Here is a 22451-nt window from a genome sequence, read left to right as displayed (position 1 = left end):
GCATCGGGCGTCCCTGGCCGGTATCTGCCGGCTTGAATTACCGCTCTAGGTGTCAACCTAATCTAGGACGGGTCACTTGAGCGCTTGCCTGGTCAGCGCCCAGTGCAGCGGCTTTACTGCGCCGTGGTCTGGCGCACTGCCTGTTCCCAGCGCTGCATCAGCTCGTCGGCGCGGTCCTTGCCCAGCGTGGGCAGGAAGCGGCGCTCGGCCTTCCACAATGCCGACAGCTCCTCGGTGCTCTGATAGACGCCGCTGGACAGGCCGGCCAGATAGGCTGCCCCCAGGGCCGTGGTTTCCACGCAGGCCGGGCGCACCACGGGAATGCCCAGCAGGTCGGCCTGGAACTGCATCAGCAGATTGTTCACGCAGGCACCGCCGTCCACGCGCAGCTCGCTGACCGGCGTGCCGCCCGTGGCCACGGCGTCGCGGCTCATGGCGCCGAGCAGGGCCGCACTCTGGTAGGCAATGGACTCCAGGGCCGCGCGAGCGATATGGGCCATCGTCGTGCCGCGCGTCAGCCCGGTGATGGTGCCGCGCGCATCGGGCTTCCAGTAGGGGGCGCCCAGGCCGGTAAAGGCCGGTACCAGCATCACGCCGCCGCTGTCGGGCACGCTTTCGGCCAGTTGCTGTACCTGGCCGCTGTGCTCGATGGCCTGCAGGCCGTCGCGCAGCCACTGCACCACGGCACCGCCGACGAAGACGCTGCCTTCCAGCGCAAACTGGGGCTGGCTGCCCGCCTGGGCTGCCGATGTGGTCAGCAGGCCGTTGCTCGAGGTCTGGAAGCTGCTGCCCGTGTGCATGAGCATGAAGCAACCCGTGCCATAGGTGTTCTTGGCCATGCCGGCGTCGAAGCAGGCCTGGCCGAACAGCGCGCTTTGCTGGTCGCCGGCCACGCCGCCGATCTTGATGGAGCCGCCCAGCACCTCGTCCGCCGTCTGGCCGAAATCGGCGGCAGAGGGCAGGACTTCGGGCATCAGGCCCGCAGGAATGTCGAGCAGGGCCAGCAGATCGGCATCCCACTGGTTGCTGTGCACATTGAAGAGCATGGTGCGGCTGGCATTGCTCACATCGGTGACATGGCGCTTGCCGCCCGTCAGCTGCCAGATCAGCCAGCAATCCACCGTGCCGAAGGCCAGCTCGCCGGCCTGCGCTGCGGCGCGTGCGCCGGGCACGTTGTCCAGCAGCCACTTGAGCTTGGTGCCTGAAAAATAGGCATCGATGCGCAGGCCGGTTTTCTGCAGAATGGTGTCGCTGTGGCCTGCTTCGCGCAGCTGCACGCAGGTGGGTTCGGCGCGGCGGTCCTGCCATACGATGCCGTGGTGGATGGGCGCGCCGGTCTTGCGGTTCCAGACGATGGTGGTCTCGCGCTGGTTGGTAATGCCCACCGAGCGGATATCGCCAGCCTTGAGGCCCGCCTTGGCCAGCGCCTCCTTCGCGGTGCTCAGCTGGGTGCGCCAGATCTCGCGCGGGTCATGCTCCACCCAGCCCGGCTGTGGGTAGATCTGCGGCAGCTCCAGCTGGGCCGATGCCACGATGCGGCCTTGCGTGTCGAAGACGATGGAGCGGGAGCTGGAGGTGCCCTGGTCCAGGGCGAGCAGATAGGTTGTCATGGGTTGTCCGTGATTCAGAGGGGGAGCACAAAGCGCGCCATTTCGGCCTGCTCGCTCCAGCCCTGCCGGGAGTAAAAGCCGCGCACATAGGAAGGGCGCTCGCGGTTGTTGACCAGCCAGATGCGTATGCAATGGCGCTCGCGCGCAGCCTGGGTGGCTGCGTCCAGCAATTGCTGGCCCAGGCCAGCACCGCGCGCTGCCTCGGCGACAAACAGCTCGCTCACATAAGCCTCCCAGCCTTGCAGCACGGCGACCGGCAGCCAGTGCACGGCGCAGTAGCCGTGAATATGCTGCTGAGCGTCTTGCGCCACCAGCATCAGAGAGCGCTCCGGCCCGGCCTGCAGCTCGTCCAGCAGCGCCTTCACGGCCTCGGTGTTCTGGGATGTGGAATGACTTTCGTAGGCCTTGAACCAGCCGATGTCATGCAGCAGCCCGGCAATGCCTGCGGCATCTTCGGGCAGCGCAGGGCGAATCAGATAGGGGGGGGCAGCATTCATTGGGCGATGGTGCATTGCACCTCGGCATCGCGCAACAGGGCATCGAATGGCGCGGAGGGCGCAACGTCGGTGAACAGGCGGTCGATCTGGTTCAGTCGGGCCAGCTCCACCATGGCCTGGCGGCTGAATTTGCTGTGGTCGGCTGCCAGCCAGACTTCGCGCGACTGGCCGATGATGGTCTGCGCCACCTTGACCTCGCGCAGGTCGAAGTCGCGCAGGCTGCCGTCCGACTCGATGGCCGAGATGCCGATCACGGCAATGTCCACCTTGAACTGCCGCATGAAGTCCACGGCCGCCTCGCCGACAATGCCGCGGTCGCGTGTGCGCACCACGCCGCCGGCGACGATGACCTCGCAATCGGCGTTGCTGCTGAGGATGGCTGCAACATTGAGGTTGTTGGTGATGACGCGCAGACCTTTGTGCTGCAGCAGGGCCTGGGCCACCGCTTCGGTGGTGGTGCCGATATTGAGAATCAGCGAGCAGCCGTTGGGAATGGCTTCGGCAATGGCGCGTGCGATGCGCATCTTGCCTTCGGCATGCAATACCTGGCGCTGGGTATGGGCCAGGTTCTCCACGGTGGCGCTGGGCACGCGCACGCCGCCATGAAAGCGCACCAGCAAGCCGGCATCGGCCAGCTTCTGTATGTCTCGGCGCACGGTCTGCAGCGTGACCCCGAGGATTTCTGCCAGTTGTTCCACCGAGGTGGACTGACGGGCGCGGACTTCTTCGACAAGCTGCAACTGGCGGGGATTGCTGTTCATGACTGATGACTGGTTATATAGGTGCTATTGGCGCATGGACGGGCTGCAGGTGAAGAGCTCTATAGGGGAGAGCGCCAGCCGCAGCGGGCAGTGCAGGGATTGTGAGCGAATCCAAACGAACCTCTAATAGGGTGATTTTCTATGGAATTGCCCGGTAAAAAACAAAAATGAATCCACGCCGAGTCTGAAGTCTGACAGCAAGCTGCGGTTATATGTCATCGTGGCGAGTTGTTGCAGCAGTAACAATTGGCGCTGCAAGAAGAATGCAGTTCATGCATTGAGAGTGTGCAAGCGCGCCGATTGTCGATGCTGCGGCCTGACCGGGGTGGCGCTGGGCTAGTGGTTTTGGCTTGAATCGCGCAAAAACGAATCGATATTTGGGATTTGCAATGCACTAAAAGCGAAAAAGAGCGAAAATATTCGATCTGAAATTTGTTCTTTGCTGTGCGCGTCTCATCGCTGGATGATGGCGGCGCGGCGATCACCGCAGAAGTCGTTCCATGAACCAGTCCACTCAACCCTTGGCTACAACGCGCGCACAACTGCTGGAGCGCCTGGCGCAGACCGAAAGCTTCGATCTGGCCATCGTGGGCGGCGGTGCCACGGGGCTGGGCGTGGCGGTGGATGCGGCGGCGCGCGGCTTCAAGGTCGTGCTGCTGGAGTCGCTGGACTTTGCCAAGGGCACTTCCTCGCGCGCCACCAAGCTGGTGCATGGCGGCGTGCGCTACCTTGCGCAGGGCAATATCTCCCTGGTGCGCGAGGCGCTGCACGAGCGCACGACCCTGTTGCACAACGCACCGCATCTGGCCCAGCCCCTGGCCTTTGTGATGCCCTCGTACAAGCTGCTGGACACGCCGTTCTACGGCATCGGCCTCAAGATGTATGACGCTCTGGCCGGCAAGGCCGGTCTGGGGGCGACCGAATTCCTCTCCAGCGCCAAGACCGTGAAATACCTGCCGACCGTGCAGCAAAAAGGTCTCAAGGGCGGGGTCAAGTACTGGGATGGTCAGTTTGACGATGCGCGCCTGGCGCTGGCGCTGGCACGTACCGCTGCGGCCAAGGGTGCTTTGCTGATCAACTACTGCCCGGCAGAGAAGCTGATCTATGAAAACGACCAGATTGCTGGACTGATCTGCCGCGATGCGGAATCGGGCCGCAACTTCACCGTGCGCGCCAAGTGCGTGGTCAATGCCACGGGGCCCTGGGTGGATCTGTTTCGCCAGCAGGATGCCGAGGCCCAGGGCAAGCCCGTCAAGCCCATGGTGGCGCCCAGCCAGGGCGTGCACGTGGTGGTGGACCGCGAGTTCCTGCCCACGGATCATGCGCTGCTGATTCCCAAGACGGCCGATGGCCGTGTGCTGTTTGCCGTGCCATGGCTGGGCAAGGTGATTCTGGGAACCACCGACACGCCGCGTCACGATCTGGCGCGCGAACCCTTGCCTTTCCCCGAAGAGCTGGATTTCATTCTCGGCGAGGCCGGCAAATATCTGAATCGCCAGCCCACGCTGGCCGATGTGCGCAGCATGTGGGTGGGCCTGCGCCCCCTGGTCAAGCCGCAGGACGATGATGGCGAGAACACCAAGAAGATTAGCCGCGAGCACACGGTGATGGCCAGCAAGACGGGTCTGGTGACCGTTACCGGCGGCAAATGGACCACGTACCGGGCCATGTCCGAGGATGTGCTGGCCGAATGCTTCCAGATCGGTCGTCTGCCCAGCCGTCCTGCCGGGGTGACCGTGAACCTGCCGTTGGTCGGTGCGCCGGCCGAGGCGGCCGTCACGCACAGCATGAATCAGAGCCAGGGCCTGCACTCCTACGGCACGGATGCTGCCGCCGTGGCTGCGCTGCCTGGTGCGCAGAACTGGCTGATGGACGGTCTTTCCGAGGCCATGGTGCGCTTTGCCGCCCGCTTCGAATACGCGCGCACCGTCGAGGACATGCTGGCGCGCCGCAGTCGCCTGCTCTTTCTCGATGCCCGCAAGGCTGCCGAGATCGCGCCCCGCGTGGCGGCCATCCTGACCGAGGAGCTGGCCCAGGATGTGCAGCTCAACGACTTCCTGGCCCTGACCCGCCAATATCTGCCCGCCCAGGGCTGATCCGCGCGGCCGCCCTGCGGGGCGTGGCGTACGGGCAACAGGCTGTGGTCCGCAGGTCTTGCGAAAATGTGAGCTGTCAGCGCTTTCTATCTGTTGATTTCAGATCAAATATTGTTTGAAATCAATGCTCTAGGAGCGCTATGCGCTATTGTTTTGGTTGCAAGTGCGAAAGGCCTGTCTGCCAGGCTTTGCGCCAGTGAAATCAGTGCGGGTATTGCAGGCTAAACGCTTGACGCACAAAGGATTTCCTGCGACAATCTCCTGCTTCACGTTTGAAAGCGTGGAACTTTCTGCCCAGCGGGAAGCCCTCCGGAATGGTCCGGAAGGTGGACGACGGGCCCAAGACTGACCGGCTGCTTGATCAGCCCTTGAGAAGACTCTGGGGCTGTCGAGCGTTGCTGGAGCAAGTTGGGAATATTGAAATGATCCAAACAGAATCTCGGTTAGAGGTTGCCGACAACACCGGCGCGAAGTCTGTTCAGTGCATTAAGGTGCTGGGCGGTTCTCATCGTCGCTACGCAAGTGTTGGCGACATCATCAAGGTGAGCGTCAAGGAAGCAGCTCCTCGTGGTCGCGTCAAAAAAGGCGAGATCTACAGTGCTGTGGTGGTGCGCACCGCCAAGGGCATCCGTCGTGCAGACGGTTCGCTCGTGAAGTTCGACGGCAATGCCGCCGTGCTGCTGAATGCCAAGCTGGAGCCTATCGGCACCCGCATCTTTGGCCCCGTGACTCGTGAACTGCGTACCGAAAAGTTCATGAAGATCGTGTCGCTGGCCCCTGAAGTTCTCTAAAGGAATAGCACCATGAACAAGATTCGCAAGGGCGACGAAGTTATCGTGCTGACCGGCCGTGACAAGGGCAAGCGTGGCGTGGTTTCTCTGCGCAAGGATGACTCCCACGTGATCGTGGACGGTGTCAACCTGGTCAAGAAGCACACCAAGCCTAACCCCATGAAGGGCACCACCGGCGGTATCGTGGAAAAGGCCATGCCTATCCACCAATCCAACGTGGCTATCTTCAATGCAGCGACCGGCAAGGCCGATCGCGTGGGCATCAAGGTGAACGCCGACGGCACACGTGTTCGCGTGTTCAAGTCCAATGGCGCTGAAATCGCCGCCTAAGGAGTAACACATGGCACGACTGCAAAAACTCTATCGCGAAAAGATCGCGGCTGAACTGAAGGAAAAGTTCGGCTACACCTCCGCTATGGAAGTGCCCCGTCTGACCAAGATCACTCTGAACATGGGTGTGAGCGAAGCCGTGGCCGACAAGAAGGTGATGGACAACGCCGTGGCTGACCTGACCAAGATTGCTGGTCAGAAGCCTGTGGTGACCAAGGCCAAGAAGGCTATCGCTGGTTTCAAGATCCGCGAAGGCCAAGCTATCGGCTGCATGGTGACCCTGCGTGGCGTTCAGATGTACGAATTCCTGGACCGTTTCGTGACCGTGGCTCTGCCTCGCGTGCGTGACTTCCGTGGTATCTCGGGTCGTTCGTTCGATGGTCGCGGCAACTACAACGTTGGCGTCAAAGAACAAATCATCTTCCCCGAAATCGAGTACGACAAGGTGGACGCTCTGCGTGGTCTGAACATCAGCATCACGACAACAGCGAAGAACGACGAAGAGTGCAAGGCACTGCTCGCCGCTTTCAAATTCCCCTTCAAGAACTGAGGTGGCGCATGGCTAAAGTAGCAATGATTCAGCGCGAACTGAAGCGCGAAAAGCTGGCAGCCAAGTATGCTGCCAAGTATGCAGAACTGAAGGCAATCGCCGGCGACGTGAAGCGTTCCGACGAAGAGCGCGACGCCGCTCGCCTGGGTCTGCAGAAGCTGCCCCGTAACTCGAACCCCACTCGCCAGCGTAACCGTTGCGAGATCACTGGCCGTCCTCGCGGTACCTTCCGCCAATTCGGTCTGGGTCGTGCCAAGGTGCGTGAATTGGCCTTTGCTGGCGACATCCCCGGTGTCACCAAGGCCAGCTGGTAAGCAAGCAGGAGAGATTAAACATGAGCATGAGTGATCCCATCGCTGACTTGCTGACCCGCATCCGCAATGCACAACTGGTCTCCAAGGCCACTGTGTCGGCTCCTTCCTCCAAGGTGAAGGTTGCCATCGCACAAGTGCTGAAGGAAGAAGGCTATATCGACGGCTTCGAAGTGAAGTCCGAAGGTGGCAAGTCCGAACTCGAAATTACCCTGAAGTACTACGCCGGTCGCCCTGTGATCGAGCGTATCGAACGTGTGAGCCGTCCCGGCCTGCGCGTGTACAAGGGTCGTCACGCAATTCCTCAGGTCCAGAACGGCCTGGGTGTGGCCATCGTCACTACTCCCAAGGGCGTGATGACTGATCGCAAAGCACGTGCTGCCGGTATCGGCGGTGAAGTGCTGTGCTATGTGGCCTAACGGACATTAAGGAGAAATACTGAAATGTCTCGCGTAGCAAAAGCTATTGTGACCATCCCCGCAGGTGTGGATGTGTCCATCAACGCTGAAACCATCAAGGTCAAGGGCAAGGGCGGCGATCTGTCGCTGGCTCTGAACGGCCTGGTGACCATCGGCAACAACGACGGCAAGCTGTCCTTTGCTCCCGCCAACGATTCCCGTGAAGCTGACGCTCTGGCCGGTACCATCCGCCAGCTGGTCAACAACATGGTCAAGGGCGTGACGGAAGGCTTCGAGAAGAAGCTGACGCTGATTGGCGTGGGCTACAAGGCCGCTGCACAAGGTTCCAAGCTGAACCTGGCTGTGGGCTTCTCGCACCCCGTCAACTTCGAGATGCCTGCCGGCATCACTGTCGCTACCCCCACTCCGACTGAAATCGTGATCAAGGGTGCTGACCGTCAAGTGGTCGGTCAATTGGCTGCTGAGATCCGTGCCGTTCGTCCTCCCGAGCCTTACAAGGGCAAGGGCATTCGCTATGCGAATGAGAAGGTCGTGATCAAAGAGACCAAGAAGAAGTAAGGAGCTGCATGATGTTGAACAAGAAAGAGCAGCGTCTGCGCCGTGCCCGTCAGACTCGCATCCGCATTGCCCAGCAAGGCGTTGCACGTCTGAGCGTGAACCGCACCAATCTCCATATCTACGCCTCCGTGGTTTCGGAAGACGGCACTACCGTGCTGGCTTCGGCCTCCACTGCAGAAGTCGAAGTGCGTTCGCAACTCGGCGCCGCTGGCAAGGGTGGCAACGTGGCCGCCGCCACGCTGATCGGCAAGCGCATTGCTGAGAAGGCTAAGGCTGCTGGCGTTGAGAAAGTGGCTTTCGACCGCGCCGGTTTTGCATACCACGGCCGCGTGAAGGCTTTGGCAGAAGCCGCTCGCGAAGCGGGCCTGCAGTTCTAAGCGGAGCGGATACAAATGGCTAAATTTTCCCCCAAAGTGCAAGACGAAGGTCGTGACGACGGTCTGCGCGAAAAAATGATCGCGGTCAACCGCGTCACCAAGGTTGTGAAGGGCGGTCGTATTCTCGGCTTCGCTGCACTGACCGTGGTTGGCGACGGTGACGGTCGCGTTGGCATGGGTAAGGGCAAGTCCAAGGAAGTGCCTGCTGCCGTGCAAAAAGCGATGGAAGAATGCCGTCGCAACCTGATGAAGGTTGCACTCAAGAGCGGCACCATTCACCACTCGGTGAAGGGCCATCACGGCGCTGCCAAGGTCGAGCTGCACCCAGCTCCCAAGGGTACCGGCATCATCGCTGGCGGCCCTATGCGCGCTGTTTTTGAAGTGGTGGGTATCACCGACATCGTGGCCAAGAGCCACGGTTCGTCGAACCCCTACAACATGGTTCGCGCAACTTTCGACGCTTTGAAGAACTCCACGACCCCTGCGAACGTGGCAGCAAAGCGCGGCAAGTCGGTCGAAGACATCTTCACCGCCTGATCGGAGTCCAGCACATGACAACACAACAAACTGTCAAGATTCAGCTGGTTCGTAGCCCCATCGGCACCAAAGAGTCGCACCGTGCGACTGTGCGTGGCCTGGGTCTGCGCAAGCTGAACAGCGTCAGCGAACTGCAGGACACTCCTGAAGTGCGCGGCATGATTAACAAGATCGCCTACTTGGTGAAGGTTCTCTGAAAGGATTGATGATGGAACTCAATAGCATCAAGCCTGCAGACGGCGCCAAGCACGCCAAGCGTCGCGTGGGTCGCGGTATCGGTTCTGGTCTGGGTAAGACTGCCGGTCGCGGTCACAAGGGTCAGAAGTCGCGTTCGGGTGGCTACCACAAGGTGGGCTTCGAAGGCGGTCAAATGCCTCTGCAGCGTCGCCTGCCCAAGCGTGGCTTCAAGTCGCATCTGCTGAAGTTCAATGCAGAAGTGACCCTGTCCGAGCTGGATAAGCTCGGCCTGGCCGAAGTCGATCTGGCTGCTCTGAAGCAAGCCGGTCTGGTTGGCTCTATCGCTAAGGTCGTGAAGATCATCAAGAGCGGTGAACTGACTAAGGCTGTCAAGCTCAATGGTATCGGCGCTACCGCCGGTGCCAAGGCTGCCATCGAAGCTGCCGGTGGCAGCATCGCCTGATTAAAGTTCTGAAAGAAGACATCCGTGGCTACTAGCGCAGCTCAAATTGCAAAGACTGGAAAATTCGGCGACCTGCGTCGTCGTCTGGTTTTTCTGTTGCTTGCGCTGGTCGTATACCGCATCGGGGCGCATATCCCCGTTCCGGGCATCGACCCAGCGCAGCTGCAGCAGCTGTTCTCTGGCCAGCAGGGCGGCATTCTCAATCTGTTCAACATGTTCTCGGGTGGAGCGCTCTCGCGCTTCACAGTGTTCGCACTGGGGATCATGCCGTACATCTCGGCATCGATCATCATGCAGCTCATGACCTACGTGGTCCCGACATTCGAGCAGATGAAAAAGGAAGGTGAAGCGGGTCGTCGCAAGATTACCCAGTACACCCGCTACGGCACTCTGGGCCTGGCGCTGTTTCAGTCCTTGGGAATTGCTGTTGCCCTGGAAAGCTCCGCAGGCTTGGTTCTGAACCCTGGTTTTGGCTTCCGCATGACTGCGGTGGTCAGTCTCACGGCCGGTACCCTGTTCCTGATGTGGCTCGGTGAACAGATCACTGAACGTGGTCTGGGCAACGGTATCTCGATACTGATCTTTGGCGGTATCGCCGCAGGCCTGCCGAGCTCCATCGGCGGTCTGCTGGAACTGGTGCGCACCGGTGCCATGAGCATTCTGGCGGCAATCTTCATTGTTCTCGTTGTGGCAGCCGTGACGTATTTCGTCGTGTATGTCGAACGAGGTCAACGCAAGATCTTGGTGAATTACGCACGCCGGCAAGTCGGCAACAAGGTGTACGGTGGTCAGTCTTCGCACTTGCCACTGAAGCTGAACATGGCAGGTGTGATTCCTCCCATCTTCGCTTCGTCGATCATCTTGCTGCCCGCTACGGTGGTGAATTGGTTCAGTGCAGGAGAATCCATGCGCTGGCTGAAGGATATTGCGAGCACGTTGACCCCTGGTCAGCCAATCTATGTCATCCTTTATGCTGCCGCGATCATTTTCTTCTGCTTCTTCTATACGGCCCTGGTTTTCAACAGCCGGGAAACTGCCGACAACCTGAAGAAGAGTGGCGCTTTCATCCCCGGGATTCGTCCTGGCGAACAGACAGCCCGCTACATTGACAAGATTCTGGTTCGCCTGACCCTGGCTGGCGCGATCTACATTACCTTCGTGTGCTTGTTGCCCGAATTCCTGATCCTGAAGTACAACGTTCCGTTCTACTTCGGTGGTACATCGTTGCTGATCATTGTGGTCGTGACAATGGACTTCATGGCGCAAGTGCAGAACTACGTGATGTCGCAGCAATACGAGTCGCTCCTGAAAAAAGCGAACTTTAAGGCTGGTATTTGATGACAAGGCTGCCCAAGGGGGCAGCCTGCCAAAAGTTAGTAGACGCCCATCGATCTATCGCGGGCATTGTTTCCCGGTCGATAGGCCGATAGTGGATGGAAAGTTTTAGGAGAAAAGAATGAGAGTTTCGGCTTCGGTCAAGAAAATCTGCCGTAACTGCAAGATCATCCGCCGCAAAGGTGTTGTGCGCGTGATCTGCACTGACCAGCGCCACAAGCAGCGCCAAGGTTGATTGAAAGCATTAGAGGACTAATATGGCACGTATTGCTGGCATTAACATCCCGCCGCACAAGCATGCTGAAATCGGCCTGACTGCCATCTATGGCATCGGTCGCACTACAGCTCGCAAGATCTGCGAAGCATGCGGTATCGAGTATTCCAAGAAGGTCAAGGACCTGACGGACGCTGATCTGGAAAAGATCCGTGACTTCCTGAATCCCATGACTCTGGAAGGTGATCTGCGTCGCGAAACCACGATGAACATCAAGCGCTTGATGGACATCGGTTGCTACCGCGGTTTCCGTCATCGTCGCGGCCTGCCCATGCGCGGTCAACGTACCCGCACAAACGCCCGTACTCGCAAGGGTCCGCGCAAGGGTGCTGCGGCTCTGAAGAAATAAGAGATTGAAAGATCATTATGGCTAAGTCTCCCGCAAACAACGCAGCTGCTCGCGTTCGCAAGAAGGTTCGTAAGAATATTTCTGACGGCATCGCGCACGTGCACGCTTCGTTCAACAACACGATCATCACCATCACCGACCGTCAAGGCAACGCTCTGTCGTGGGCTTCGTCGGGTGGCCAGGGCTTCAAGGGTTCGCGCAAGTCGACTCCCTTTGCTGCTCAGGTTGCTTCGGAAGTGGCCGGTCGTGCTGCTATCGAACAGGGCATCAAGAACCTGGAAGTCGAAATCAAGGGTCCCGGTCCTGGCCGTGAATCCTCGGTTCGCGCCCTGGGTGCTCTGGGTATCCGTATCACTTCCATCTCGGACGTGACTCCGGTTCCCCACAACGGCTGCCGCCCTCAAAAGCGTCGTCGTATCTAATTTTTTATCAAGCCCACCGCCGCCCAGGTGCATTTGCATCGCGGGCGGCTCCCGTGTTTGCGCACGGTAGATGACACAAAGGAAATCAAGTGGCACGCTATATTGGCCCTAAGGCAAAACTCTCCCGCCGCGAAGGCACCGATCTGTTCCTGAAGAGCGCACGTCGCTCCATCGCAGACAAGGCAAAGTTCGACACCAAGCCTGGTCAGCATGGCCGCACTTCCGGTCAGCGCACTTCCGACTACGGTCTGCAACTGCGCGAAAAGCAGAAGGTCAAGCGCATGTACGGCGTGCTGGAGAAGCAATTCCGCCGCTACTTCGAAGCTGCTGACCGCAAGCGTGGCAACACTGGTGCCAACCTGCTGTCGCTGCTGGAATCGCGTCTGGACAACGTCGTGTACCGCATGGGCTTCGGCTCCACTCGTGCTGAAGCACGTCAGCTGGTGTCGCACAAGGCTATCACTGTGAACGGCCAGTCCGTGAACATTCCTTCTTTCTCCGTGAAGGAAGGCGACGTGGTTGCCCTGCGTGAAAAGTCCAAGAAGCAAGCTCGCGTGGTCGAGGCTCTGCAACTGGCTGCTCAAGTGGGCTTCCCCGCATGGGTTGAAGTGTCTGCTGACAAGGCAGAAGGTACTTTCAAGAAGTCTCCTGACCGCGATGAATTCGCAGCTGACATCAACGAATCCCTGATCGTTGAGTTGTACTCGCGTTAATCTTTAGCAGCGACATTTCTGTAAACCGTCCCCACGGCGCGAGGCATCGCGCCGTGGGTGCTTCACCAGCCTTACCGGTGTAACGAGCCGAGGGTATTGAGAGGAAGTCTGCATGCAAACGAATTTGCTGAAGCCCAAGACAATCAATGTCGAGCAACTTGGTCACAACCGTGCCAAGGTTGTTCTGGAGCCGTTTGAGCGTGGCTACGGTCATACGCTGGGCAATGCCCTGCGCCGTGTTCTGCTCTCCTCCATGGTGGGTTACGCAGCGACGGAAGTGACGATTGCTGGGGTGCTGCATGAGTACTCCTCCATCGACGGTGTCCAGGAAGATGTGACCAACATCCTGCTGAACCTCAAGGGTGTGGTGTTCAAGCTGCACAATCGTGACGAAGTCACCCTGAGCCTGCGCAAGGATGGCGAAGGTGTTGTCACTGCCCGTGACATTCAGACCCCCCACGACGTAGAAATCGTCAACCCTGATCATGTGATCGCCCATCTGTCGCAAGGCGGCAAGCTGGACATGCAGATCAAGGTGGAAAAGGGCCGCGGCTATGTGCCCGGCAACGTGCGCCGCTACGGTGACGAATCGACCAAGTCGATCGGCCGTATCGTGCTCGACGCTTCGTTCTCGCCCGTCAAGCGCGTGAGCTACGCTGTCGAATCCGCACGTGTGGAACAGCGTACCGATCTGGACAAGCTGGTTCTGGAAATCGAAACCAACGGTGCCATCACCGCTGAAGACGCAGTGCGTGCATCCGCCAAGATCCTGGTGGAGCAGCTGGCAGTGTTTGCCCAGCTCGACGGTGGCGATATCGCCAGCGTGTTCGACGCTCCTGCCGGTGGCCGCGGCGCTGCCACGTCGTTCGATCCCATCCTGCTGCGTCCTGTGGACGAGCTCGAGCTCACCGTGCGTTCTGCCAACTGCCTCAAGGCAGAGAACATCTACTACATCGGTGACCTCATCCAGCGTACCGAAAACGAGCTGCTCAAGACTCCCAACCTGGGTCGCAAGTCGCTCAACGAGATCAAGGAAGTTCTGGCTTCCCGCGGTCTGACTCTGGGCATGAAGCTTGAAAACTGGCCACCCGCTGGCCTGGAAAAGCGTTAATTGCTACAATGGAGGACTTTGCTGGAGTTGATCCGGCAAAGTCCAAGTGCCTCGGGCAGTACCTGATACGGCTGCCTGATTTAATTTAGAAAAGATCTCCGGATAAAAACGGGGAGCAAAGGAAAAGCACCATGCGTCACGGCAACGGCCTCCGCAAACTGAACCGCACTTCTGCACACCGCAAGGCAATGCTGCAGAACATGATGAACTCGCTGATCGAGCACGAAGCAATCAAGACCACGGTCCCCAAGGCCAAGGAACTGCGTCGCGTCATCGAGCCCATGATCACTCTGGCCAAGGTTGATACCGTGGCTAACCGTCGTCTGGCTTTCGACCGCCTGCGCGACCGCGACAGCGTGACCAAGCTGTTCAACGTGCTGGGTCCCCGCAACGCTCAGCGTCCCGGTGGCTACACACGTATCCTGAAGATGGGCTTCCGCGTGGGCGACAACGCTCCCATGGCCTATGTGGAACTGGTCGAGCGCGCTGAAGAAGCCGCTGCAGCAGCTGAATAAGTCAGGGCAGGCTGCAAAGCCTGCTATAATTTGGAAATACCGCGCGATGGAGCAGTCTGGTAGCTCGTTGGGCTCATAACCCAAAGGTCGGAGGTTCAAATCCTTCTCGCGCAACCAAATTGAAAAGGTCACGACATTGTCGTGACCTTTTTTTTGTCCATTTTCCATTGAAGGGCGGCGGCGCTGGTATCAGCTCGTCATACCTCCCGGCGCTGTGCCCGAGCGCCGGCTCAGATGCTCGCGCACCCGGCTGGCAATCACCTGGGCGATTTCCGGGCTCAGTACCTCGCTGATATGCAGTACCTCGGTGTAGTGCAGATAGAGCAGGCCGCGCAAGGTCCTGAATGCCGTCTCATGCTCGGCACCGCAGATGCCGGCATCGTTGGCCAGCACGCGTTCGACGGCACCGGGGTCGAGCAGCCGGATCTTGCAGATAGCAGCCTGATGCAGTATCGCTAGATCTATTTCTTCAAGGCGGCTTTCCCATTCATCGGGCAGGAATCGGTTCGCTGGCATTTAGAGTGTCTCTCCTGCTGAATCCATGGGCATGTGCCCAATGCTTGAATACTGACATGTACGAGGTCTTGCCATCGGTTTTGCTTCTGCAAGTCTTGCCGTCGATCAAACTTTGGCAACGTAAAAGTCGGCCTGGAGTCGAAGCCATGCGGCACTGCATCATGATGCCAGTCTGTGACCCGAGCGCCAATGTCCGTCGGGGACTCCTGGCTTTTGCTGAGCTGAGGTATGGTGTCTCGATGCGCTGCAGGTAAAGAAAAGGACTTCTATGTTCGAGAAGATCGTCTCGATGTTCCGTTACTTCAAATCGGCCGTTCCGTTTCGGGTCGTGCCTGCACTGATTTCCACCCTGGTGCTGACCGGTCTGCTGCTGACGCCGGTACCTGCGGGACTGGACAGCAAGGCCTGGCAACTGGTGGCCATCTTTCTGACGACCATCGTGGCGATCATCCTCAAGGTCATGCCCATAGGCGTGATGGCATTGATGGCGATTGTCATCGTGTCGCTGTCCCAGGTCACCTCCAGTTCGTCCAAAGGTGCGATCACGGATGCGCTGAGCAGCTTTGCGAATCCCCTGATCTGGCTGATCGTGGTGGCGGTTCTGATCTCGCGCGGTCTCAAGAAGACGGGGCTCGGCAACCGCATCGGATTGCTGTTCATTGCGCTGATGGGCAAGCGCACCATAGGCATAGGTTACGGACTCGCGATCTGCGAGCTGGTACTGGCCCCGTTCACGCCCAGCAACACGGCACGTGGCGGCGGCATCGTGCATCCGATCATGAAGTCCATCGCCAATGCCTTTGAGTCGGATCCGGCCAAGGGAACGCAAGGCAAGGTCGGGACCTATCTGGCGCTGGTCAACTACCATTCCAATCCGATCACCTCGGCGATGTTCCTGACCGCGACGGCGCCCAATCCGCTGGTCGTGGACCTGGTGGCCAAGGCCACGGGTCAGTCCCTGCACCTGAGCTGGACAAGTTGGGCTCTGTACATGCTGCTGCCAGGGCTGCTGTGTCTGCTGTTGATGCCGCTGGCGATCTATCTGCTGTCGCCACCCGAACTCAAGGCCACGCCCAATGCCGTGGAGTATGCGCGTGCCGAGATGGCAGGCATGGGCCCGCTGTCAGGCAAGGAGCGCGTGATGCTCGGCACCTTCGGCGTGATGCTGTTGCTATGGGCGAATGTGCCGCAAATGCTGTTCGGCCCGGCGTTCACGCTGGACCCGACCGTGGTGGCTTTTCTCGGTTTGTTCGCCCTGATCATCACGGGGACCATCGATTGGGATGATGTGCTGTCCGAGAAAAGCGCCTGGGACACCCTGATCTGGTTCGGTGCCCTGGTCATGCTGGCCGAGCAGCTCAACAAGCTCGGTGTGGTCGCCTGGTTTGCCGAGGGCTTGAAGAGCGCCATCGTCGCCAGCGGCCTGGACTGGCTGCCCGTGGCCGCCATTCTGGTGGGCGTCTTCGTCTTCTCGCACTATCTGTTTGCCAGCACCACGGCCCATATCAGCGCCATGATGCTGGCCTTTCTGACCGTGGGTGCGCAACTGATCCCGGCTGACTACGTCGTCCCCTTCATGCTGATGATGACGGCCGGTTCGGCCATCATGATGACGCTGACGCACTACGCGACCGGAACATCGCCCATCATCTTCGGCAGCGGCTATGTGACTCTGGGTGTCTGGTGGCGCGTGGGGGCTGCCATGTGCGTGCTGGAGTTGCTGATCTTCGCTGTCGTCGGCAGCGCCTGGTGGAAGTTGCTGGGGCTGTGGTGAGCCGCGCTGTCAGCTGCTCGTGCGCAGGGGCTCGCCCAGCGACAGCATGAGCCGGTTGGCCCAGTTGAAGAAGGCCGTGCCGTGAAGCGCATCGGAGATGGCTGCATCGTCGAGACCGGCGGCGCGCAGCGCATCGATATGACTGGATTCCAGTGCGGGCGGCGTCTGCGTCAAGGCCACGGCGGCGGCGACGATGGCGTTCCAGCGCGGGCCCAGATCGCTGCCCGGACCTTCATCGAGCAGGCGCTGCACATCGGCGGCGCGTTGCGAGAAATGCGTGGCAAAGCGCGCATGTACCGAAGCGCAGTAGATGCAGCCATTGGTGCGTGAGGTCGCAGCTGCTGCCAGTTCGCGCTCGGCGCGCGGCAGGCCGGCGTCGGGGTTGTAGAAGATGTCCTTGTCGGTGCGCGTGCGTGCTCCCAGCGTGTCGGGGTCGCGCGCCAGCAGCCGGAAATAGGGTGAACGCGCGCGCGCTGCGTCCACCAGGCCTGCATGGTGGCGCTCGCTCAGCTCGCTCTCCTGCAGCGGAGCTATCCATGGCTGCCAGTCGAGCTGTTCCTGGGTGAAGACCTGGGGGGAGGTGTTGTGCGTGGTGCTCATGGCTGGGCTTGCAGGGCGAGGGTGGAAGATGCCGTGGTGACTGCAGCTCGTGCGCCAAGCACGCGCAGCCCCGCCACAAGGCGGATCTGGAAGGACAGGAAAGAGGCGAGCTGGGACAGGATGACGATATCGGTCTCGCTCCAGCCGGCCTGCTGCAGCGCCAGCAAGGCCTGGGCACTCGCATCGCGTGGGTGGTAGGCCAGCAGATGGGCATGGGCCAGCGCGGCGCTCAGGCGCGGGCCCAGCAAAGCCGCATGGGCCGGGTCCACGGCGTAGTTGGGGCCGCTCTGGTCCTCGCGGCTCAAGGGGCCGGCCGGATAGATCCCGTAGGGACCGTGCGGGCCGCTGCCGGGCTGCAGGCTGGCAGCGCGCCCGCGCACCACTTCCGAGCTCACGGCATCGGCCAGATCGGCATCCTCGCCCGCCAGGGCGCGTGTATAGAAGGCCGTGCTGCGAGGCTCGCCATGTAGGCCTGCCGTGAAGGCGGCCAGCGTCAGGCGCTCGCGCAGCGAGACGGTTCCTGCAACCGGCTCGGCGGGGGTGAACAGCGCGGCAAAGCTTTGCTGGGCCTGGGTGCGTGCCTCGCTACGGTGGCGGCGCACCTGATCGAGCGTGCTGCCGGCAGCGATATCGGCGAGATGGTCGATCACATCTTCGGGAAAGCGGGTCTGTGCGGTGTTGCTCATGGTCATGCGGCTTGAAGCAGTTCGGTCCGGACTGGGGGTTGGGAAGCGTCGGCGGGGGCCTCGCTGCGGCGCCAGCCCAGAGCCGGCGCCACGACGGCTGCCGTCAGCTCGATGGAGCGCAGAATGGCCTGGTGCGGCGGGTCGATGGAGTGGACCTGGAACACGATGTCGCTGGCTTGCGCCAGCGCCGTGTCGGCGCGCAGCGAGGCGATCACCTCCTCGGGCGTGCCCACATGCACGTCGTAGGCTTCAATGAGCTGCTGCAGCGGCGCCTGCGGATCGACGCGCGTTGCCCATTGCGTGGAGGAGGTTGAGGCCAGGGCCGCATGGCGCTGGGCCGAGCGGCGCAGACCGGCTTCGGCCCATTCCAGTGCCTGGGCGCGCTGGTCGGAAACCAGCAGGGTGCGCGAAGCCAGGATGCGCGGTGCGCGTCCTGCGGGCAGGGCCGCGAGATAGGCTTCGATGATGGGGTTCTGTATCTCGGACAGCGTGGCCCGGGGGCGGCCTTCGGGTCGGGGCTGTGTGCGCGAGAGCATCAGGCCGTCCCCGTTGGCACCGGCGCGTGCCCCGCCTTCGACCGAGAACGTGGCCTGCCAGACGCGCTCCAGCAGCTGCGGGGCTGCGGGGTACAGACGCACGCCGCCTGCCAGCTCGCGCCCGGCCCAGGCATCCCTCAGCACGGCGAAGTTGCGCGCAAAGACCGCGCCGCGCTCGCTGCCTGTGACGCCGAAGGCCTCGAAGGACTCCGCCGTGCCGCCCGTGCCAAGGCCCACCTCGAGGCGGCCGTCCGAGAGCAAGTCCAGCACGGCCGCATCCTCGGCCACGCGCAGCGCGTTTTCCAGCGGCAGCGTGACCACGCCCGTGCCCAGGCGGATGCGCCGCGTGCGGGCCGCCACATGCGCGAGAAAGACAAGGGGCGAGGGCAGGCCGCCCTCGCTTTCGTGGAAATGATGCTGGGCGATCCAGGCCGAGTCGAAGCCCTGGGCTTCGGCATGGGCGATCTGCTCGGTGACCAGGCGGTAGCGTTCGCCGGCCGGTACCTCATCGAGCAGGCGGCTGAAGAAGCCCAGGCGTGGGGCAGGGCGCACGCGAGCAAGAGTGTCAGGCGGGGTGGGTGACAAAATCAATGCTCCTTTTGCCGGGAATGGCGTCCATGAGTTCGCGCGTGTAGTCGCTGGTGGGGCGCAGGAACACGTCCTCGACGCTGCCCGCGTCCACCACCTTGCCTGCGCGCAGCACCGACACCGTGTCGGCGATCTGGCGCACCACGGCAAGGTCGTGCGAGATGAAGAGATAGCTCAGGCCCAGGTCCTGCTGTAGCTGCGCGAGCAGGGCGAGGATCTGGGCCTGCACGGTCACGTCCAGGGCCGAGACGGCCTCGTCCAGCACCACCACCTCCGGTTGCAGCACCAGGGCGCGTGCAATCGCCACGCGCTGGCGCTGGCCGCCCGAGAGCGCATGCGGGCGCCGTTCGAGCACGGCGGCAGGCAGGCCCACGCGCTCGAGCATGTCAAGCACGCGCTGGCGGCGCTCCTGGGGCGGCAGCGGCTCGAAGTTGAGCAGCGGCTCCTCGATGATGTCGAAGACACGCTGGCGCGGGTCCAGCGAGCTGAACGGGTTCTGGTAGACCAGCTGGACCTTGCGCCGCAGCTGGCGCAGGGCCTCGCCGCGCAGGCCCGTGAGTTCGGCGCCGGCGATGCGGATGCGACCCGATGTAGGGCGTGCCAGGCCCACGATGTCGCGTATGGTCGTGGTCTTGCCCGAGCCCGACTCGCCGACGATGGCATGCGTGGAGCCCCGGCGCAGGCGCAGCGACACGCCGTCCACGGCGCGGAAAATGCCGCGCCCCTGGCTGGGGGCATGGAAGTCGTGAACCAGGTCCTCGACCTCGATGGCCCAGTCCTCGGTGGCAATTGCCGTCTCAGGCGGTGTGCGACGGGGGGCGGGCGTGAGCGAAGGTGCGTCCGACAGCAAGCGGCGCGTATAGGCGCTTTGCGGATGGCGCAGAAGCTCCAGTGTCGGGCCTTGTTCCTGGATGCGACCGCCCTGCATGACGATGAGGCGATGCGCGCGGTCGGCCGCCACGCCCAGGTCGTGGGTGACCAGCAGCACGGCGGTGCCGGTTTCGCGGCGCAGCTCGTCGATCAGATCCAGGATGCGCCGCTGCACCGTGACATCCAGCGCGCTGGTGGGCTCGTCGGCGATGATCAGCGCAGGCCGCAGCGCGATGGCGATGGCGATCAGCACGCGCTGGCGCATGCCGCCCGACAGCTCGTGCGGATACTGGCGCGCCCGCAGGGCGGGCTGGGACAGGCCCACGCGGGTCAGCAGGTCGATCACGCGCGCCTCGATGGCAGAGCGGTCGCGCAGGCCGTGAATGCGCAGGATTTCGCCGACCTGGTCGCCCACGGTGCGCACGGGGTTCAGCGAGGTGGTCGGGTCCTGGGGCACCAGGCTGAGCACGCGGCCGCGAATGCTGTTCCAGCGCGCGGCACTCCAGTCCGAGACCTCGGTGCCTTGCAGCCGGATGCTGCCTTGCTCGCGGCGCCCGTTGTCGGCGAGCAGGCCAATCACGGCCTGGGCCGTGGTGGTCTTGCCCGAGCCCGATTCGCCGACCAGGGCCACGACCTCGCCGGGCGCCACGGAAAACGACAGGCCGTGGACCACGCGCTGCTCCTGGCCGCTGTGGTCGCGGTAGGCGATGACCAGGTCCTGGACTTCGAGCAGAGGGGCGGTGGCTGAGGCAGGGATTGCCGTGGCGGGGCGGTCTTGCAGCAGGGTGCTCATGCCGGCCTCCGCGCGAAGGAGGCGCCGATGCGGTTGGCGGCCAGAACCACGGCCACCACGACCAGGCCCGGCGCCGTGGTCAGCCACCAGGCGGTGGCGATATAGTTGCGCCCTTCGGCGATCAGCAGACCCCATTCGGGCGTGGGCGGCGGTGCGCCGTAGCCCAGAAAGCCCAGCGTGGAAATCGACAGGATGGCCGAGCCGAACTGCAGCGCGGCCAGGGCCACCACCGAGGTCAGCGAATTGGGTAGCACATGGCGCCACAGCACGGCGGCAAAGCGTCCGCCGCTGCCGAAGGCGGCCTCCACATAGTCCGAGCGGCGCACGCGTACCACTTCGGAGCGCACCAGGCGCGCGAAGCCGGCCACGGATGCCACCCCCACGGCGATGGCCGCATTGATGGTGCCAAAGCCCAGCAGGATGATGATGGTCAGCGACAGCAGCAGCGAGGGCACGGCCAGCAGCACGTCTACGAAGCGCATCAGCGCATCATCGACACGGCCGCCCGTGGAACCGGCCAGCAGGCCGATCAGCGTGCCCGCCACCAGGCCCACGGCCACGGCCAGGAAAGCGCCCGACAAGGAGTGCACCGAGCCATGCACCACGCGGGCCCAGAGATCACGCCCCAGCGCATCCGTGCCCAGCCAGTGCGCGAGGCCGGGCTCCAGCAACTGCTGGCCGGCCTGGCCGACGACGGGATTCTGATGCGCAAACCAGCCCGGAACCAGGGCCCACAGCGCGGCCGTGGCAATCACCAGCCAGGCCAGGGCCAGCGTGGGCGACAGGCGTCTGGGCCTTTGCAGATCGATCAGGACGGGGCGCTGGCTTTTTGCGGCCGGTGCCGATGGGGGCACCAGCCTGGGCGCTGCGGTCGAGGCGACGCCGGATGCCAGTGGCTTGGGAATGGCGGTCGAGACGGCGGTGTTCATGCCCGGTTCTCCACAGAATGACGCAAACGAGGATCGAGCAGCGGGTAGAGCAGGTCCACGGCGAGGTTGATGAGCACGAAGGCGGCGGCCGAGACCACGACCACGGCCTGGAGCACGGCCGTGTCCTGATTGCCCACGGCCTGCTGGGTCAGCGTGCCCAGGCCGTTGAGACCGAACACGGCCTCGGTGACCACGGCGCCGGCCAGCAGCTCGCCGAACAGCACGCCGGCAATCGTCAAGGTGGGCAGCAAGGCATTGCGCGCCACATGGTGCAGCAGCACCCAGGGGCGAGAAGCGCCCTTGGCGCGCGCCACGGCCACAAAGGGCTGGGCCAGCACGTTGTCGATATTGCGCAGCAGGATCTGGGCCAGCGGCGCCGAAATCGGGACGGCCAGCGTCAGCGTGGGCAGGACCAGGCCTTCCCAGGGGCCGGGATTGATGACGGGAATCCAGCCCAGACGGAAGGACAGCACCTGGATCAGCATGATGCCCAGCCAGAAAGCGGGCACGGAGACAAAGACCGAGGGCAGGGCTTGCAGGGCATTGCGCAGCCAGGCCAGAGGCGCGAGGCTGGCCGCAGCCGCCAGAGCGATGGCCAGCAGCGCCGCCGTGGAAAAGCCCAGGGCCGCGAGGCGCAGCGTGGGCGGCAGACTGGTGGCAAGGCCCTGGCTCACGGGCACGCCGGCCTGCAGCGAGTAGCCGAAATGGCCCGTGAGGAACTGAGCCAGCGTATGCAGGTATTGCTGCCAGACGGGCTGGTCGGCGCCATAGGCGGCGCGGATGTCGGCGATTTCCTGCGGGCCCAGGCCCAGCTCGGGGTTCAGGAACTTGATCAGCACGGCATCGCCCGGCAGCAGCTGCAGCAGGATGAAAGAGGCCGTGAAGGCCGCCCACAGCACCAGGGCGGCCTGTGCGATGCGGCCAAGCAGATAGCGGCGTGGCATGGGTGCGCCTCCTTGGTCG

29 protein-coding genes and 1 tRNA gene are annotated in these 22451 nt (G+C 62.2%); 20 read left to right on the top strand and 10 right to left on the bottom strand.

Annotation, left to right across the window (positions count from 1 at the left end; genetic code table 11):
- Nucleotides 1-113: 113 nt before the first annotated feature.
- Genes glpK through ACWGXF_RS12080 form a run of 3 tightly spaced genes read right to left on the bottom strand, consistent with a single transcriptional unit; the run spans nucleotide 114 to nucleotide 2868 of the window.
- Nucleotides 114-1610 (bottom strand): glycerol kinase GlpK, encoded by a 1497-nt coding sequence (gene glpK / locus ACWGXF_RS12090; protein ID WP_452101964.1) that lies wholly within the window; start codon nucleotides 1608-1610, stop codon nucleotides 114-116.
- A 14-nt stretch (nucleotides 1611-1624) separates the two neighbouring features.
- Nucleotides 1625-2107, bottom strand: a complete 483-nt coding sequence (locus tag ACWGXF_RS12085) for a GNAT family N-acetyltransferase (RefSeq protein ID WP_087865566.1) — start codon at nucleotides 2105-2107, stop codon at nucleotides 1625-1627.
- Nucleotides 2104-2868: a DeoR/GlpR family DNA-binding transcription regulator gene (locus ACWGXF_RS12080; RefSeq protein WP_003068405.1), complete on the bottom strand. Its 765-nt coding sequence runs from the start codon at nucleotides 2866-2868 to the stop codon at nucleotides 2104-2106. Before ACWGXF_RS12080 ends, ACWGXF_RS12085 begins: the two co-directional genes overlap by 4 nt.
- A 500-nt stretch (nucleotides 2869-3368) precedes the next feature.
- On the opposite strand from ACWGXF_RS12080, the gene ACWGXF_RS12075 reads away from it, so the two are divergent.
- The 19 genes from ACWGXF_RS12075 (at nucleotide 3369) to ACWGXF_RS11985 (ending at nucleotide 14313) form a co-directional block, all read left to right on the top strand.
- Nucleotides 3369-4964 (top strand): FAD-dependent oxidoreductase, encoded by a 1596-nt coding sequence (locus tag ACWGXF_RS12075; RefSeq protein WP_452101963.1) that lies wholly within the window; start codon nucleotides 3369-3371, stop codon nucleotides 4962-4964.
- 422 nt (nucleotides 4965-5386) lie between these two features.
- The gene (gene rplN, locus ACWGXF_RS12070; RefSeq protein WP_003050500.1) at nucleotides 5387-5755 is read left to right on the top strand and encodes a 50S ribosomal protein L14; all 369 of its coding nucleotides are present in this window, start codon (nucleotides 5387-5389) and stop codon (nucleotides 5753-5755) included.
- A gap of 12 nt (nucleotides 5756-5767) precedes the next feature.
- Nucleotides 5768-6085: a 50S ribosomal protein L24 gene (gene rplX, locus ACWGXF_RS12065; RefSeq protein WP_003068411.1), complete on the top strand. Its 318-nt coding sequence runs from the start codon at nucleotides 5768-5770 to the stop codon at nucleotides 6083-6085.
- Between the two features lie 10 nt (nucleotides 6086-6095).
- Complete coding sequence (gene rplE, locus ACWGXF_RS12060; RefSeq protein WP_003050507.1) at nucleotides 6096-6635, top strand: 50S ribosomal protein L5; 540 nt, start codon at nucleotides 6096-6098, stop codon at nucleotides 6633-6635.
- Nucleotides 6636-6643: 8 nt separating this feature from the next.
- Nucleotides 6644-6949 (top strand): 30S ribosomal protein S14, encoded by a 306-nt coding sequence (rpsN, locus tag ACWGXF_RS12055; protein ID WP_003050509.1) that lies wholly within the window; start codon nucleotides 6644-6646, stop codon nucleotides 6947-6949.
- Nucleotides 6950-6969: 20 nt separating this feature from the next.
- Nucleotides 6970-7365, top strand: a complete 396-nt coding sequence (rpsH, locus tag ACWGXF_RS12050) for a 30S ribosomal protein S8 (protein ID WP_003050510.1) — start codon at nucleotides 6970-6972, stop codon at nucleotides 7363-7365.
- A 24-nt stretch (nucleotides 7366-7389) separates the two neighbouring features.
- Nucleotides 7390-7923 carry a 50S ribosomal protein L6 gene (gene rplF, locus ACWGXF_RS12045; RefSeq protein WP_003068417.1) on the top strand — a complete coding sequence of 178 codons (534 nt, stop codon included), beginning with the start codon at nucleotides 7390-7392 and terminating at the stop codon, nucleotides 7921-7923.
- 11 nt (nucleotides 7924-7934) lie between these two features.
- Nucleotides 7935-8300 (top strand): 50S ribosomal protein L18, encoded by a 366-nt coding sequence (gene rplR, locus ACWGXF_RS12040; RefSeq protein ID WP_003050513.1) that lies wholly within the window; start codon nucleotides 7935-7937, stop codon nucleotides 8298-8300.
- Between the two features lie 15 nt (nucleotides 8301-8315).
- Nucleotides 8316-8837 carry a 30S ribosomal protein S5 gene (rpsE, locus tag ACWGXF_RS12035; RefSeq protein WP_003050515.1) on the top strand — a complete coding sequence of 174 codons (522 nt, stop codon included), beginning with the start codon at nucleotides 8316-8318 and terminating at the stop codon, nucleotides 8835-8837.
- Nucleotides 8838-8851: 14 nt separating this feature from the next.
- Nucleotides 8852-9034 carry a 50S ribosomal protein L30 gene (gene rpmD / locus ACWGXF_RS12030; RefSeq protein ID WP_003050517.1) on the top strand — a complete coding sequence of 61 codons (183 nt, stop codon included), beginning with the start codon at nucleotides 8852-8854 and terminating at the stop codon, nucleotides 9032-9034.
- Nucleotides 9035-9045: 11 nt separating this feature from the next.
- Complete coding sequence (rplO, locus tag ACWGXF_RS12025; RefSeq protein WP_003050519.1) at nucleotides 9046-9477, top strand: 50S ribosomal protein L15; 432 nt, start codon at nucleotides 9046-9048, stop codon at nucleotides 9475-9477.
- 24 nt (nucleotides 9478-9501) lie between these two features.
- On the top strand, nucleotides 9502-10815 hold the full coding sequence (gene secY, locus ACWGXF_RS12020; RefSeq protein WP_003050520.1) for a preprotein translocase subunit SecY: 1314 nt from the start codon (nucleotides 9502-9504) through the stop codon (nucleotides 10813-10815).
- Nucleotides 10816-10933: 118 nt separating this feature from the next.
- Nucleotides 10934-11047: a 50S ribosomal protein L36 gene (gene rpmJ, locus ACWGXF_RS12015; RefSeq protein WP_003050535.1), complete on the top strand. Its 114-nt coding sequence runs from the start codon at nucleotides 10934-10936 to the stop codon at nucleotides 11045-11047.
- A 22-nt stretch (nucleotides 11048-11069) separates the two neighbouring features.
- Nucleotides 11070-11435, top strand: a complete 366-nt coding sequence (gene rpsM, locus ACWGXF_RS12010) for a 30S ribosomal protein S13 (protein ID WP_003068424.1) — start codon at nucleotides 11070-11072, stop codon at nucleotides 11433-11435.
- A 17-nt stretch (nucleotides 11436-11452) separates the two neighbouring features.
- Complete coding sequence (gene rpsK, locus ACWGXF_RS12005; protein WP_003050538.1) at nucleotides 11453-11857, top strand: 30S ribosomal protein S11; 405 nt, start codon at nucleotides 11453-11455, stop codon at nucleotides 11855-11857.
- Nucleotides 11858-11946: 89 nt separating this feature from the next.
- Nucleotides 11947-12570: a 30S ribosomal protein S4 gene (gene rpsD / locus ACWGXF_RS12000; RefSeq protein WP_003068426.1), complete on the top strand. Its 624-nt coding sequence runs from the start codon at nucleotides 11947-11949 to the stop codon at nucleotides 12568-12570.
- Between the two features lie 112 nt (nucleotides 12571-12682).
- A complete protein-coding gene (locus ACWGXF_RS11995) occupies nucleotides 12683-13681 on the top strand; it encodes a DNA-directed RNA polymerase subunit alpha (RefSeq protein WP_003050542.1) in 999 nt (332 codons plus the stop codon).
- A 131-nt stretch (nucleotides 13682-13812) separates the two neighbouring features.
- Entirely contained in the window at nucleotides 13813-14196 is a 384-nt protein-coding gene (gene rplQ / locus ACWGXF_RS11990; RefSeq protein WP_003050544.1) for a 50S ribosomal protein L17, read from the top strand.
- A 40-nt stretch (nucleotides 14197-14236) separates the two neighbouring features.
- Nucleotides 14237-14313 (top strand) — tRNA-Met (locus ACWGXF_RS11985).
- A 72-nt stretch (nucleotides 14314-14385) separates the two neighbouring features.
- Here ACWGXF_RS11985 and ACWGXF_RS11980 read toward each other — a convergent pair.
- Nucleotides 14386-14712, bottom strand: coding sequence for a hypothetical protein (locus tag ACWGXF_RS11980; protein ID WP_012840088.1), 327 nt, complete (start codon nucleotides 14710-14712; stop codon nucleotides 14386-14388).
- Nucleotides 14713-14980: 268 nt separating this feature from the next.
- On the opposite strand from ACWGXF_RS11980, the gene ACWGXF_RS11975 reads away from it, so the two are divergent.
- Nucleotides 14981-16486, top strand: coding sequence for a DASS family sodium-coupled anion symporter (locus ACWGXF_RS11975; RefSeq protein WP_003068430.1), 1506 nt, complete (start codon nucleotides 14981-14983; stop codon nucleotides 16484-16486).
- Between the two features lie 9 nt (nucleotides 16487-16495).
- Here ACWGXF_RS11975 and ACWGXF_RS11970 read toward each other — a convergent pair whose 3' ends face one another.
- The 6 genes from ACWGXF_RS11970 to ACWGXF_RS11945 are packed head-to-tail and all read right to left on the bottom strand — an operon-like array spanning nucleotide 16496 to nucleotide 22432.
- A complete protein-coding gene (locus tag ACWGXF_RS11970; RefSeq protein WP_452101962.1) occupies nucleotides 16496-17086 on the bottom strand; it encodes an alkylhydroperoxidase domain protein in 591 nt (196 codons plus the stop codon).
- Entirely contained in the window at nucleotides 17083-17778 is a 696-nt protein-coding gene (locus ACWGXF_RS11965) for a CMD domain protein (protein WP_003068434.1), read from the bottom strand. The genes ACWGXF_RS11970 and ACWGXF_RS11965 overlap by 4 nt, the downstream gene beginning before the upstream one ends.
- Nucleotides 17775-18893 carry a putative FMN-dependent luciferase-like monooxygenase gene (locus ACWGXF_RS11960; protein ID WP_452101961.1) on the bottom strand — a complete coding sequence of 373 codons (1119 nt, stop codon included), beginning with the start codon at nucleotides 18891-18893 and terminating at the stop codon, nucleotides 17775-17777. Before ACWGXF_RS11960 ends, ACWGXF_RS11965 begins: the two co-directional genes overlap by 4 nt.
- Nucleotides 18874-20559, bottom strand: a complete 1686-nt coding sequence (locus ACWGXF_RS11955) for a dipeptide ABC transporter ATP-binding protein (protein WP_452101960.1) — start codon at nucleotides 20557-20559, stop codon at nucleotides 18874-18876. Before ACWGXF_RS11955 ends, ACWGXF_RS11960 begins: the two co-directional genes overlap by 20 nt.
- Nucleotides 20556-21488: an ABC transporter permease gene (locus ACWGXF_RS11950; protein WP_452101959.1), complete on the bottom strand. Its 933-nt coding sequence runs from the start codon at nucleotides 21486-21488 to the stop codon at nucleotides 20556-20558. The genes ACWGXF_RS11955 and ACWGXF_RS11950 overlap by 4 nt, the downstream gene beginning before the upstream one ends.
- Nucleotides 21485-22432 carry an ABC transporter permease gene (locus tag ACWGXF_RS11945; protein WP_452101958.1) on the bottom strand — a complete coding sequence of 316 codons (948 nt, stop codon included), beginning with the start codon at nucleotides 22430-22432 and terminating at the stop codon, nucleotides 21485-21487. Before ACWGXF_RS11945 ends, ACWGXF_RS11950 begins: the two co-directional genes overlap by 4 nt.
- Nucleotides 22433-22451 lie beyond the last annotated feature (19 nt).

The sequence above is a fragment of the Comamonas sp. HJ-2 genome, assembly GCF_053615495.1.
The sequence above is the reverse complement of the archived record's forward strand: the minus strand, read 5'-3'. Positions and strand labels throughout refer to the sequence as shown.